This window comes from Flavobacterium sp. EDS, assembly GCF_020991525.1.
In the GTDB taxonomy this organism is placed as follows: Bacteria; Bacteroidota; Bacteroidia; order Flavobacteriales; family Flavobacteriaceae; genus Flavobacterium.
In genome coordinates this window covers 358989-373079 of sequence record NZ_JAJMOZ010000001.1, presented here as the reverse complement: position 1 = coordinate 373079, position 14091 = coordinate 358989, and the positions used below count along the sequence as shown (strand labels likewise).

Genomic DNA, 14091 nt, shown 5'->3' with positions numbered 1-14091 from the left:
TATTATAATTTTATGTTAATTGCAAATACTACCGATTTTACTGGCGGACTTACTAGACTCGTAAACCCATCTGCCCTTACCTCTGGATCGTATTTCATCTTGCCATCTTTCACAAAAGTCAATAAGTTTGTCCCTCTCAATGATAGATCTAATCCTGCAAGGCTCATAAACTTAACCGTCTCTGGACCGAATCTGTATCCCAAAACCAAATCTTTCATTCTTATATAATCTCCATCATACAAAAATCTTGTTGATGTAGTTGCTGCATTTCTCCCTGCCCCAAGCTCCATCTTAGGAGTCGAAACAATATCACCTGGTTTTTGCCATCTATCCATCAGATTTTCTGTACCGTTAAATGAAACAAAAGTATTATCTCCTGTACTTTGAGTATAACTAGTCCAATCTTCATACACTTTGTGTCCTCCTGCGAAATAGAAAGAAACATCTAAATAAATTCCTTTATAATCAAAATGAGTACCGAATCCACCTGAATAAACTGGAGCTGATTTTCCTTGCATTGCCACTTTGGCATTGTTGTAAACTGAAGTTGTTTCTCCGTCTACACCATTAACATACCACAATGGTAATCCATTAGCAGGATCTACACCAGCCCATTTGCGCATATTCCATGTCCCTATTGACTCTCCAACTTTAGTAACTTTAGTTCCTGTAGTAATCTCGATGTCTTTTCCTGCTGGATCTTTTGCTAATTTTTTAACTTCATTATCATTGTGTGAATAATTACCTGAGATAGACCAATTAAAGTCTTTTCCTCTGAAAATATCTACATTCAATTCAACTTCTATTCCTTGATTTAAAACTGCACCTGCATTCATTAATTGTATCACACTAGTTCCTGTAGGAACTCCTTGTGTTAATGAAACTGGCACATTCTGTAGTAGATCATACGTATCCCTATTGTAATAAGATACACTTCCCGAAAGCCTATTTTTAAACAGTCCAAATTCTAAACCTACATCAATTGTTTTATTTTTTTCCCAAGTCAACAACTCATTACCTATAGTGGATGGATAAGCTACAGGTTCTGCATCATAACTAGCATCAAATGCAATTAATCTTTGATATGAATTCTCGTTTATACCACTATTTCCAGAAGTTCCATAAGAAGTTCTAAGTTTTAAATTATTAAAAACAGAACCTTGCATAAACACTTCATTATTAATATTCCATGCAGCTCCTACAGACCAAAAATTACCAAAACGATGCTTTGGAGCAAACTTGGATGATCCTTCTCTCCTATATGTAGCATCAAGTACATATTTATTATTATAATTATAATTAAACAAGCCTAAATAAGAAACATTTAACCAATCTGAAAAATTCCCAATCGTTCTTTTGTTTTTAGAAACAACATCCAAATAAATCAAGTCATCCGAAGCAATATTCTCACCGTATCCTCCAACAAGGTCATTTTTATTTTTTTGGTGCTCAAATAGTGCAGTTGCATCAAAATTATGCTTATCTAATTTCAAAGTGTAATTAATCGAATTCTGCGAAACTAGATTCGTATTCCTTCTAATGCTCTGTTCTATGGAACCATTTCGAGTCCTTCCATCTCCATGAAGTCTATTATTATAATTATGATAAGTATTCATATTATAATCTACTGCAAATACTGATTTATACTTGAAATGATTTGAGATTTTCCAGTCTAAAGTATTATTAGACCTAAGCCCTAATAAATTATTAGTTTTAACGTTATTTGCTAAAGTATAAAAAGTATTATGTAAAGAAGTCCAATATCCAATATCTGAAACATTTGCTCCAGTACCAATATTATACGTACCATCACTATTATAAGGATTCACCCAAGGATTCATAAAATATTTTGTCAAATTAGGGTTACTAAAGGTTCCTGTCCCTTCTAGAATACCATTTTGCTTAGCTTCAGAAAAAAAGTTTGCAGTACTAAACTTAAGTGTTTCACTTAATTTTCTTGTAACTCCTATCGTAGCAGTAAATCTTCTAAATTCAGCTCCTCTAACAGTAGCTTCTGTCTTATTATATCCAAGCGAAGCATTAAAGGTCGTTTTCTCATCTCCTGCAGATACAGAAAAATCTGTATTCTGAACTAAGGCATCTTTATTCTTTAATAGCTCTCCCCAGTTATGACTTACCCCATCCCAATCTTGCAAACTTGCTTTACTAGCATCAATACTTAATCCCTCGGGAGTATTCAATAGCCAATTTTCGGCTGTCATTCTATCAAAACCTTTAGAAGCACCATAAGTATTATAAACTGCATCTAAGTACAATTCTTTTCTTTGATCTCCTGTAAGAGGTCTTCTGCCTGTAACTGCATTATTCTGAAAACCAATAGAATTACTAAAGTTATAAGACGGTTTTCCAACTTTTCCTCTTTTCGTTGTAATTACGATTACACCATTAGATCCTCTTGCTCCATAAGCTGCAGTTGCAGACGCATCTTTCAAAACCGTTACACTTTCTATATCATGACTATTTAAAGTCGCTAAAACCGACATTGACGAAGCTGAACTCGTTGTTGTCTGAATTGTTTTATTATCATTACCTCCAGATAGATCTCCACTTATTACAGGCACACCATCAATAACATATAAAGGTTGATTATTTGCAGAAATCGAGCCTGTTCCTCTAATACGAATATCCTGAACAGAACCTGGAGTCCCAGAAGAACTTGATACCTGCAAACCAACTACTTTACCTTGTAAAGCCTGATCAACAGAAACTGTTGGAATTCCACTTAAAACATTACCAGAAAGCTGTTTAGAACTACCCGTCATATTGCTTTTAGTTTTTGTAACATACCCCATTACTACTACTTCATCCAACGCTTTCCCATCTTCTTGCATCTTCATATTAATCACTGAAGAGCTACCAACTATTGCCGTCATATCTTGCATTCCCATATAAGAAAACACAAGCACATCTCCTGTTTTTGCTTTAACAGAATATTTACCGTCAAAATCCGTTTGAACACCTGTTTTTGTTCCTTTAACAATAACGTTTACACCTGGAATTGGACCTGATATTGCATCTGAAACAATTCCAGAAATAATTTTCTCTTGTGCAAAAGAAAATTGCATGGTTAACGCTGTAAATAATGTTAAAATCCATGTAAATTTTACCTTCATATTAAATTGTTTTTGGTTAATAATTCCTCAAAAATGATAAATTATTCCTACAATAGCAATTTTTATCAAAAAATATAAAATAATTTTCTTACTTTATTTTATTTAAAAACGCAAATACAACAAAAAAAGTAAGCTTATATGGCGTTTTAATGAATTATAGTAAAAAATTTACAAATAATAATTAATTATTTTTAACAAGAAACAAAATGTTAAATTTTAATATTTTACGATAAAACCATTTTATTTCATAATCTGTTAGCTATTTATTACGTTTCAATTTCTTTTTTTGTAGCCTATTTCAAGAAAAAAATTATAATCTTTGCGATTAAAAATAAAGCATGCTTCAACTCAATTTTTCAGGATATAATTTAGAATCGGGAACCGACGAAGCTGGTCGTGGCTGTCTTGCTGGACCTGTAACGGCAGCAGCAGTAATTTTGCCGTCAAATTTTGAGAATAAAACACTAAACGATAGCAAGCAATTATCCGAAAAAGCGAGAGAAAATCTTAAACCCGTAATTGAAGAACAAGCGATTTCATTTGCCATTACCCATTTGCATCCTAATGAAATTGATGAAATTAACATCCTAAATGCTTCAATGAAAGGAATGCAGGAATGTATCTTGAAATTAACCCAAATTCCTGAATTTATTATTGTGGATGGTAACAGAATGCTGAATGCAAAATTGGGATTAAAGAATACTACTGGGAAACAATTCACACAAGAAGAAATTGAATTATTAAAATCTATACCTAACCAGAGTATTATAAAAGGAGATGCAAAATTTTTGAGCATAGCAGCGGCATCTGTTCTCGCCAAAACCTATCGCGACGAATATATGAACAAGATTCACGAAGAGTTCCCGATGTACAATTGGAAAAAAAATAAAGGATACCCAACTAAGGAGCATCGTGAAGCAATAAAAAAATATGGCCCCACTAAGTACCATCGAATGTCTTTTAGATTATTGCCTGACCAATTGGAGTTGATATTTTAGACTAATTCCTTGATAAATCAGACTTCAACTTTATCATTTCACCTAATAAAGCAGTAACAGGAACTGCTTCAATACCACTCGTTAAAGCAGCTTTGGCAACAGCAAAATTTAGCGTATCAATCTCCGTTTCCCGTTTATTGAGTATGTCCTGATATGTTGATATTTTTTGCCCATCAGACATTTTGCTTATAGCAATAATATTTTGCAATACTTCATCCATAGTTAGTTCAATACCATATTGCTTCGCAACCGTTAAACACTCAAGAATAACTGTTTTTGCAATTTTTAAAGCCACTTCATTGCGATGGAAAATGCCATTATCGACTTCTAGTAAAGGGCAAATAGAATTAAAAACACAATTACTAATTACTTTTTTCCAAATTACGGTCTGAATATCATCCTCACTGCGGAATGTAAAAAGCGATGTGTTGAGTATATTTACTATACTTTGCAACACCTCATCTGATCCCTGGATAATACCAACTGGCGATGGAGCAACAAGTTTAAACCTCACTCTGTTTTTGGACTCTAATTGGCTTGTTGCTAATAACACACATCTGTAAAGAGAAGTAAAGCCTTTTTCTACAAAACTATTTTCGATATGCAGTCCATTTTGAAGAAATACAATTGGCGAAGTCTTAGCTTTATCCTTAAGCTTTTCTGCAAGCGCAGCATTTCCGAATGATTTGTTCGTTAATAATATAATTCCATTAAGCGATTCATAATTACTTATTGAACTAATTGTAATCTCGGCATTCAGTATATTACCATCTGTTTCTACTTCGATATTCTCCGTGTGAACCGATTGATCGTCAATACTTCCTCTCAGAATTATTACTTTTCTTCCATTGATAGTCAAAGCAACTGCCAAAGCTTTTGCGATAACACCATTACCAATAATGTATAAAACCTGATGCAAACCAGATTCATTTTCTGCTATTAGTCCCATAATTATAATCCTTTATGCAGTATTTACTTTAACTTAAGTTCCATTTGGATATTACAACGTTCATAAGGAGTCGGGCGCCCTACAACTTTGCTAAATCCTAACTTCTGATAGAGATTAATTGCTGGTTTTAAAATAGTATTACTTTCCAAATAAATTTTGGATGCCCCTAGCTCTTTTGCCGCATTTGTAACTGCCTGACCAAGTAACCAACCAATATTTTTTCCCTGACACTTATTCGAAACAGCCATTTTTGCCAATTCGAAATCATAATCCGGATCATCCATTTTTATCAAGGCACAAACACCTACTGGTTCATTTTCATAAAGTGCTACAAATATCTTACCTCCATTGTCCAGAATATATTCTTTTGGGTTATCCAAAGCCTTATAATCTGCTGCTTCCATTTTAAAATAAGAAGAAATCCATTCTTCATTAAGTGCTCTAAATACCGACTGATACTCGTCATTATACTCCACAATCTGCACTGCTCTACTCTCACGCAGTTTCTTTTGTTCGTTGACTCTCTTAAATAACGATTTCTGCCCAAGCAAAAACTCCCATTCTTCCAGAGCTGCCCATAAATTATGATTGGACTCCCCTATAAGATCTTCTACTGCGGCTTCAACATCAACACATTGTAATTTAAGTTTATTAAAAACCAACAAACCCTGTTCTGTTAAAACAATAACATTCTTACGTTTATCGGTCGTTTTTACGTTTTCCTGAATCAATCCCGCAGCAATCATTTCCTGAACAATTTTACTAACAGAGGGCTGTGAATGACCTATCTCATTGGCAATTTCGGTGATAGTAATTTCCTTTTCTTCAGAAAGCAAATAAAATACAGGAAACCATTTCGGAATAAAATCTATGCCATGAAGCTCATAAATATTAGCAGCATCATCAGTTATCATTGTGCTCATTAAACGCAATCGGCTCCCTAAAGCCATCTTGCCTACTTTATTAAAAAACTCCATATTATAATTAATTATATAACTAGTTATGCAAATGTAATAAAAAAAAATATTCATCAAATAAAATTGCTGTAAAACGAATCTAGCAACACTCCTTATCGAAATAGTTAATTGCTGTAATCTCAGAAAATGCAAGGTTTTAAAACTAAATAATTTGTATTTTCGTTCTGCAAAAATCTCTCAATCTAAATATAGAGATTAAATTATTCTTCCATAAAATCTAGCTAAGCACTACTTTTACAAGTAGATCTAGGGTTTTTAGATACTTAAAAAATTAAAATTATGACAAAACGAGCTAATAAATATAAACTTACTTTAGAACAGGTTTCTCTAATGAAAGGAGAAACTCCTTTATCTGAACCTGTATCATTAGAATTTGAAAATCACGATGAAATTTTTAAAATTATCGATATAATAAAAGAGAAGAATCTTTTTGAGAATGAAAATCAAGCTACAGAATTTGCTATTGGATTAAAACTGTTTAGCGAAGTTATGCTTAAGAATAGAAAGCATCCGCTTTTTGAGGATTTTTTTCCTGCATTTGGAGAATTCATGAAAAAACTAAAAAGCCAATAATACCTAATAATCTATAGTTTATTGGGTATAACTACTTTTAACAGCTAGCAACATTATTTTTCTGCCTACCCCATTTCTCAAAAACAAGCCTCCCCAAAAATCAAAATGATTAAACGAAAATATCCCTTTTTAAAAAAGAAAAAAAATGAACTATTTGGAATAAGAAAAGAGTTTTATAAACGACTTCTCTATATTGCGCTTTGTATTAGTCCTATTGTTTTATTTGGAAACGATAAGGGAACTTATAGATTAGTTCCTCTTCCATTTTTTTTAATCGGAATGTATAATCTACTATTAATAATAAGCTTTTCGCAACTAATAATTGATGATTTTTTTCCTCCTAAAACAGCATTTGAGAAAGTCACCAAACCATTTGATAAGTTTATGTATTATTTTTCATCTGCTTTGTTTTTTGTAAGCTTGGTCTTTTTAATTTTTGAAATAAGAAAAATCGACAACACTATAAACGGAACACAGCTTTTTTGGAGAGCTGGTTTTTCTGGAGTTGTTTTAGCTATCTTAATTACAATCATTTTAAAAGTTAGAAATCCATCAGTATATTTTGAAAGCAAAAGAAGATATGTAGTTCACTTTGGACTATTTATCGGGCTATTTTTACTTACAGCTGCCACAACTAGTTTTATAAATCACTTTTATGCAGCTCCCACCGAATCTTGTAAGCAGTATACAATTTTAGAAAAAGCAATTAGCGGATCTCGAAACAAAGAGCACTTTATTCATATAATTACAGAAAACAATACAAAAGAGCGTTTTTCTATAAAAAAAGTACTTTATGATGAACTAACAGAAGGCGGGGAAATTGAATTATGCATGTTAAAAGGAAAACTGGGCTATGATTATGTGGCAAAATTTAATACAATTAAAAACGAATCCATAGTCATCCACACGAACAGATAAACCACTAAAAATCAACACATTTATCTCTTAATAAAAGCTAACTTTAAAAACGGTTAGCTTTTTTTATTCCTAACTGCTAAAAATGAACTTTTCAACAAAGTAAAATTGGACTTTTAAACAAAGTAAGGCTACTTATTTTGATGCAATTTTGTACCATCAATTAAGAAGATCACAGGAGTTTTAATTTAAAGTATGTTGCGACCACAAATAATTTACTTGAATTTGATTCCATAAAATCAATACTAAAACAAATCGAATGAAACGATTTTTAAAAATCACAAAAAGAATTATGATAACAGTAATAAGCATTTTGACCGTTTTAACCTTGGTTACTTTTTTATACATGATGCACCCAAAATTTGGTAAAGCACCTGAAGGTAATCGCTTAGAATTAATAAAAAATTCTAAAAATTATAGTGATGGGAAATTTCAAAATACCCATGACACACCAAGTCTTACAAAAGGATATAGTTTTGGCGGTATTCTTTATGACCAGCTATTTGGGAATCATCCTAGGCGAGAACCTGTTACTTCCATTCCATCAGTAAAAACCGATTTGCATCACCTTTCGCCAGATACCGATCTATTAATTTGGTTTGGACATTCCTCTTATTTTATGCAAATAGACGGAAAACGTTTTCTCGTAGATCCTGTATTTAGCGGAAATGCTTCGCCTTTGCCAGGAACTGTAACCGCATTTAAAGGAGCAAATGACTATACTGTAGATGATTTACCAACAATCGATTATTTATTCATTAGCCACGATCATTACGATCATCTTGATTATGAAACGATAGTTGCTTTAAAGTCGAAAGTAAAAAAAGTGATTTGTGGTCTTGGAGTTGGCGGACATTTTGAGCGTTGGGGATATCCTACTGCTAAAATAATCGAAAAAGACTGGAACGAAACCTTTACTCTCGAAGATGGTTTTAAAGTACATACCACTCCCGCCAGACATTTCTCAGGAAGAGGTTTTTCTAAAAACAATACACTATGGCTATCTTATGTTTTACAAACGCCAAATATCAAGATATACATTGGTGGCGATAGTGGTTACGATACCCATTTTGCTAAAATTGGAGAGCAATTCGGACCGATAGATTTTGCAATTCTAGAAAACGGACAATATAATCTGGCTTGGGAAGCCATTCATATGCTTCCTGAACAAGTACTTAAAGCAGCACAAGATTTAAATGCCAAAAGAGTATTTCCTGTGCATTCTTCAAAATTTAAACTAGCCATGCATTCTTGGGATGAGCCTTTAGAAAAACTATCAACACTTAGCAAAGCGGCTCATTTACCATTGGTAACTCCTATGATTGGAGAAGTTGTGAATTTAAATGATAGTACACAAGTTTTTAAAGAATGGTGGAAAGATGTAAATTAGCATTAGTTAAATCTAAATCAAGATGAAAATTACCGAAATAAAATCCTGTCATATTGGCCCTGAAATCTCCCCAGAGCAATTTGTTCCCGAACACATCTTCTTGTATCTGGCTGCAGGAGAAATTGAAGGTTATGACGGAAATGAAATGCACACCATTAAATCGGGAGACTACTGTATTGTAAGGAAAAACCATCTGGCTAAATACAACAAACAGAAAGATAATGGGCAATTTGAAAAAGTTGTAGTCATTTTTGATGAGTTTTTTTTGACAGAATTTAAAAAAAATCACGCCATTACAAACGTAAAATCGAACTCTAAGAATGCATTTATTATTCTTAAAAAAGATGTTCTAGTACCAAATTTTGTGCGTTCGTTAATGCCGTATTACAATGATGGAGGTGTTATAGATGAAACCTTTTCGAAAGTAAAAAGAGAAGAGCTTTTATTAATATTACTACAAACCAATCCCGAAATTTCGGATGTATTATTTGACCAAAGTATCCCCGAAAAATTAGATTTAGAAGCATTTATATACCGAAATTATAAGTTTAATGTGAGCCTCGAAAGACTAGCTTACCTAACTGGCAGAAGTTTATCTTCTTTTAAAAGAGATTTTAAAAAGATATTTAATGACACTCCTAATCGTTGGTTAATGCATAAAAGACTGCAAGAAGCCCATTTTCAAATTGAAAGAGAAAAGAAAAAGCCATCTGATATCTACCTCGATTTGGGCTTCGAGAACATTTCGCATTTTTCATTTGCTTTTAAAAAACAATTTGGATACAATCCTACAAGTCTGATAAAAGGAAATTTACAATCCTAATTATCAATTAGTAAGCAGAAAATGTAAATGTTTTTTTTGTTTCAGGTTTCAAGTTTCAAGTTTCAAGTTTCAAGTTTCAAGTTAAAAAACTTTGCGTTCCTAGCGTATCTAGATAGCTATTGGCATTGCGAACTTTTCGGTTAAGTTTCAGACTTCAGCCTTTAAGTGAAAAATCTGCCTAATCTCCTGAATCTGCCTGCTAAAATTCATTTATCATGAAGTTTTTTCTATATTAGAAGCACTAAAACAACACATAATAATGGAAAAAGATTTAATACTACTTGGAGCTAATGCTTTAAGAAGAGCTGCCATGAATAACAAAGCGAAAGAGCATATACTCTCTAACGAAATATTATTCAGAACTTTAAAAAAAGCAGCAGACAGGTATATAGGCGGAGAAACATTAGAAGAAACAATTCTTAAGGTTAAAACACAAAACAAGGAAGGTTTTAAATGCTCTATGGAATTTATGGGTGAAAATACCCTAACCGAAATTGAAGCTAATGAAGCTACCAAAGAGTTTATTAGAATAGCACAAGAAATTAAAAACCAAAAGCTTGATTCGACTGTTTCTTTAGACTTATCTCATATTGGATTATCTATATCTCCAGATTTATGTTTAAATAATTTGAGCTCTATATGCCAAGAAGCTGAAAAAGAAAATATAGAAGTTACTATAAGTGCTGAAAACGTTGAAATAACAGACGCTATTATTGATATTTACAAAACAGCATCCCAGACCTACAAAAATACTTCAATTACGCTTCAGGCCTACTTACATAGATCTCAAGACGATTTTAAAGAATTGATTCAAGAAAACGGAAGAATACGCATTGTAAAAGGAGCTTTTGACACTCCTCCTAACCTTTCAATTCCAAGAGGTGCGGCATTAGATGAGCGCTATTTGTATTATATTGATCAGTTACTATCAAAAAATCATCGATGTGCAATTGCAACCCACCATGATTATATCCAGAAAGAAGTTGTGTCGTTACTTAAAAAATACAAAACGAGTAATGATATTTATGAATTCGAAAGCCTATACGGAATCCAAACAGAACAATTGAGAAACCTAAAAGAACAAGGGTATTCAACTAAACTATACTTTGTATATGGCAAAGAATGGTATTTGTATTTATGCAACAGAATAGCCGAATATCCTTTGAATTTATTTCAGGCATTGGATGATATCGTAAGCTAAAACAACAAATGGAAACAAGAAACAAAAGATTTGTTTCTTGTTTTATATCCTCCTTATTTTAGAATTACTAAAACTGAAATTGATACCCAAATCCAGACGTTGCAATGCTAGTTTAGCAAAATATATTCGAGATAAAACACAATTCTCAAAGTCATTTAAAATTAAAAAAATCAATTCAAACTATTTATTTTCTTAAACGCAAAATTGGGAGCAATTCTGGAAAGTAAATAAAGAATCTTGACCTTTCCTATTCTAATTTCATCTCTATTTAAAGCAATTTCTCTTAACATTTCGGCTACTGCTTTTTCTGGAGATATTGCAATTTTAGGAGGATTGCCGTTATGCCAAGGTGTATTTACAACTGGAAACAACACTTCAATAATTTGTATGGGCTTATTGTTAAGCTGATATCGTAAGACCTGCGTAAAGGAATGCAATGCTGATTTTGTGGCATTGTAAAAAATATAAAAACCTCTGGGAACATAAACCAATCCTGTGGTGACATTTATAATCTTAGGATTAGAGTTTTTAATTAATGTAGGATAGAACTGTTTTATTAAACGAATTGGAGCAATAAAATTAGTAGCAATTTCATTATCCATCTTTTCCAGAATCAAATCATCTTCAATAAAAGTAGTTCTGGTTACAATTGCTGCATTATTGATTAAAATATTGACTTCTGGATGATTATCATTTATCCATTTTATAAATTCCTCACATTCTTTTTCGTTTGCAATATTACAGGGATAAATGATTAAATCTGGCACTATTTCTTGTGCTAGTTTGAGTTTTTCTAAAGACCGTGAACAGGTAATTACCTTATTTCCATTTTTAATAAACTGCTTACACATTTCTAATCCAATGCCAGAACTGCCTCCAGTAATAACGATAGTACTATTTGAGATTACCATAACTTTAGTTTTAAAATTAGGTTTCAAAAATAGCCTGCCAATTATGCTATTCCATTGATCTATGTTAAGCCCTTATATTTTCTCTTAATCCTACTTAATGATTCTGGCTGAATGCCTAAATATGAAGCTATAATTTGTTGTGAAATGCGATTTTCTAAATCTGGAAATTCTGTTACAAATATTTCATATCGTTTTTCTGCATCCAAAAGCAACAATTCTCGTTCTCTTTTTTCTTTAACAGAAAAGGCTTTTTCAATTATTTTCAGCAAAAAAATATTCCAAAATGGATTCTTCTCTTTTAACTCTAACCAATTTTCATAATTAATTTCTAAAATTTCAACTTCTTCTAAAGCCTCAATAAAAAAATAGGATGGACTATTATAAATCATCGCAGAATATGAACTAACAAAATTATTTTCTGTTATAATACTTTTTGTAAACTCATTCCCATTTTCATGAATATAAACATAGCGAAACAATTCTTTTGTAATAAAAGCAAATTTTCGGGGTATCTCTCCCGCATTAATAAAACAATCTCCTTTCTGAATTACTTTATAAAAAGAAATATCCAATAGCTCCTCTAGCTCTTTTTCAGGAAGTGCTAAACGATTTAAAATTGATTTTTTATCTCTATTCTCCATACATAATTTTACTTAAGAGTGTTCTAATTCATAAAAGTAAAATGCTGAATAAAACAATTCTAAAATTGATCTTATTCAGCATTTATGATACTATTTTTACATTGTGAAAGCTTACTTAAACAAATTCGGCTTCGAACAATTCTGTCAGATGTTTTAGGATTTTAGCTTTTACTTCAGCTTCATCTACTTTTTCTACACCAAGCTCTACCTGAAGTGAAGTGACGGCTTTACCACGTATTCCACACGGAATAATATTGTCAAAATAACCTAAATCGGCATTTACATTTAAGGCAAAACCATGCATCGTTACCCAGCGTGAAGCACGTACTCCCAACGCACAAATCTTGCGGGCAAACGGAGTTCCTACACCTAACCAAACTCCCGTTTCGCCTTCGCTTCGGCCACATTCTAATCCGTATTCCTGAAGAGTAAGAATAATAGACTCCTCAAGTAATCGCAAGTATTTATGAATATCGGTAAAGAAATTTTCTAAATCCAGAATAGGATATCCTACTATTTGTCCTGGACCATGATACGTAATATCGCCACCACGGTTTATCTTGTAAAAAGTTGCTCCTTTGGCTTCCAGTTGCTTTTCAGACAACAGTAGGTTACTCAAATCACCACTTTTCCCCAAAGTATATACATGTGGATGTTCGACAAAAAGAAAATAATTAGGAGTTGGCAGATCAAGTTCCTCCCTCCTATTTTTTATTTTTAAATCTACAATAGCTGCAAATAATTCCTCTTGATATTCCCAAGTAGATTTATAATCTTTTTGACCTAAATCTTGAAGTTGGATTTTTTTATTCATTGTATTATTTTTCAAACTCTACCTCTAGCGCCATTTTAGCTGGATTTTCCATATAATCGGTAAAAGGGTATTCAATAGTTATCGTTTTACGGTCTTCGCTAAATACAGCATTACTATTAGATACTTTTTTTACCTTTTTAGGAAAATTGTATTTTAAAATATAAGTTGAAGAAGCAAAAATCATTTTATTCATTCCTAATGAATCTTCTACAGGCTTATTTGTTTCTTTTGGATTTAAGATAACTTTTCGGTTAAACTTTTTACCATCGTAATTAAAGCTTACAGTACTATTATTATTAAAATTCCCGCCAAAAGGTAGTTTGTCTTGTGAATTATTTTTTTCAATATTTTGAATTGCACTCAAGCTTTTTACCATATCCTGCAATTCGTTTACATTTTTAAAATCAGAATTTAAATTCAACAAAAACTGGTTTTCTGTTGTATTCATCTTCATATTAACCACAAAATTTTCTAATTTTTTAAGTTCTTTTTGTTCTTCTGAAGAAAGTTTAGCAATACTGTCTTTCTTATTTTTAAACATTTCTTTAAAAGAAAAAGTGGTATCGATCTTTTGTTTTGAATCATTCATTTCATTCCCTAATTGTTCCCCTGCCATCGCCATCAATGCCGATCCATCCATCTCGAGTGAGAATTTACCCGTTCCGTTATCTGTAATATTGATGTTTTCTGTAAAAGTACAACTCGTTAAAGTTGTCAATAAAAAGGAAAAACTAAGAAATTTTAATAGTCTCATATGTAGATTAT

The 14091-nt window shown here is 32.1% G+C and carries 13 protein-coding genes; 6 read left to right on the top strand and 7 right to left on the bottom strand.

What is annotated here, in order from left to right:
- Window positions 1-2: 2 nt before the first annotated feature.
- Window positions 3-3134, bottom strand: coding sequence for a SusC/RagA family TonB-linked outer membrane protein (locus LPB87_RS01635; RefSeq protein ID WP_129537446.1), 3132 nt, complete (start codon window positions 3132-3134; stop codon window positions 3-5).
- Between the two features lie 338 nt (window positions 3135-3472).
- Here LPB87_RS01635 and LPB87_RS01630 point away from each other — a divergent pair, with 338 nt between their 5' ends.
- Window positions 3473-4132, top strand: coding sequence for a ribonuclease HII (locus LPB87_RS01630; protein ID WP_129537445.1), 660 nt, complete (start codon window positions 3473-3475; stop codon window positions 4130-4132).
- Window position 4133: 1 nt separating this feature from the next.
- On the opposite strand, the gene LPB87_RS01625 is transcribed toward LPB87_RS01630, so the two are convergent.
- Together LPB87_RS01625 and LPB87_RS01620 are read right to left on the bottom strand one after the other, a co-directional pair.
- Entirely contained in the window at window positions 4134-5081 is a 948-nt protein-coding gene (locus tag LPB87_RS01625; protein ID WP_230604605.1) for a ketopantoate reductase C-terminal domain-containing protein, read from the bottom strand.
- A 23-nt stretch (window positions 5082-5104) separates the two neighbouring features.
- The gene (locus tag LPB87_RS01620) at window positions 5105-6058 is read right to left on the bottom strand and encodes a bifunctional helix-turn-helix transcriptional regulator/GNAT family N-acetyltransferase (protein ID WP_230604604.1); all 954 of its coding nucleotides are present in this window, start codon (window positions 6056-6058) and stop codon (window positions 5105-5107) included.
- A gap of 279 nt (window positions 6059-6337) precedes the next feature.
- Here LPB87_RS01620 and LPB87_RS01615 point away from each other — a divergent pair, with 279 nt between their 5' ends.
- The 5 genes from LPB87_RS01615 to LPB87_RS01595 all read left to right on the top strand — a co-directional run bounded on the left by LPB87_RS01615 (window position 6338) and on the right by LPB87_RS01595 (window position 10960).
- Window positions 6338-6631 carry a DUF3861 domain-containing protein gene (locus tag LPB87_RS01615; protein ID WP_230604602.1) on the top strand — a complete coding sequence of 98 codons (294 nt, stop codon included), beginning with the start codon at window positions 6338-6340 and terminating at the stop codon, window positions 6629-6631.
- Window positions 6632-6736: 105 nt separating this feature from the next.
- On the top strand, window positions 6737-7549 hold the full coding sequence (locus LPB87_RS01610) for a hypothetical protein (protein WP_230604600.1): 813 nt from the start codon (window positions 6737-6739) through the stop codon (window positions 7547-7549).
- Window positions 7550-7805: 256 nt separating this feature from the next.
- A complete protein-coding gene (locus LPB87_RS01605) occupies window positions 7806-8936 on the top strand; it encodes an MBL fold metallo-hydrolase (protein WP_230604598.1) in 1131 nt (376 codons plus the stop codon).
- Between the two features lie 22 nt (window positions 8937-8958).
- Window positions 8959-9759, top strand: coding sequence for an AraC family transcriptional regulator (locus LPB87_RS01600; RefSeq protein ID WP_230604596.1), 801 nt, complete (start codon window positions 8959-8961; stop codon window positions 9757-9759).
- Window positions 9760-10018: 259 nt separating this feature from the next.
- Complete coding sequence (locus tag LPB87_RS01595; protein ID WP_164998637.1) at window positions 10019-10960, top strand: proline dehydrogenase family protein; 942 nt, start codon at window positions 10019-10021, stop codon at window positions 10958-10960.
- A gap of 170 nt (window positions 10961-11130) precedes the next feature.
- Here the strand turns inward: LPB87_RS01595 and LPB87_RS01590 are convergent, their stop codons facing one another.
- The 4 genes from LPB87_RS01590 to LPB87_RS01575 all read right to left on the bottom strand — a co-directional run bounded on the left by LPB87_RS01590 (window position 11131) and on the right by LPB87_RS01575 (window position 14080).
- A complete protein-coding gene (locus LPB87_RS01590; protein ID WP_129537437.1) occupies window positions 11131-11871 on the bottom strand; it encodes an SDR family NAD(P)-dependent oxidoreductase in 741 nt (246 codons plus the stop codon).
- A gap of 59 nt (window positions 11872-11930) precedes the next feature.
- Complete coding sequence (locus tag LPB87_RS01585) at window positions 11931-12512, bottom strand: Crp/Fnr family transcriptional regulator (RefSeq protein ID WP_230604595.1); 582 nt, start codon at window positions 12510-12512, stop codon at window positions 11931-11933.
- 115 nt (window positions 12513-12627) lie between these two features.
- On the bottom strand, window positions 12628-13326 hold the full coding sequence (gene lipB, locus LPB87_RS01580; RefSeq protein WP_129537435.1) for a lipoyl(octanoyl) transferase LipB: 699 nt from the start codon (window positions 13324-13326) through the stop codon (window positions 12628-12630).
- Between the two features lie 4 nt (window positions 13327-13330).
- Window positions 13331-14080, bottom strand: a complete 750-nt coding sequence (locus tag LPB87_RS01575; RefSeq protein WP_129537434.1) for a hypothetical protein — start codon at window positions 14078-14080, stop codon at window positions 13331-13333.
- Window positions 14081-14091 lie beyond the last annotated feature (11 nt).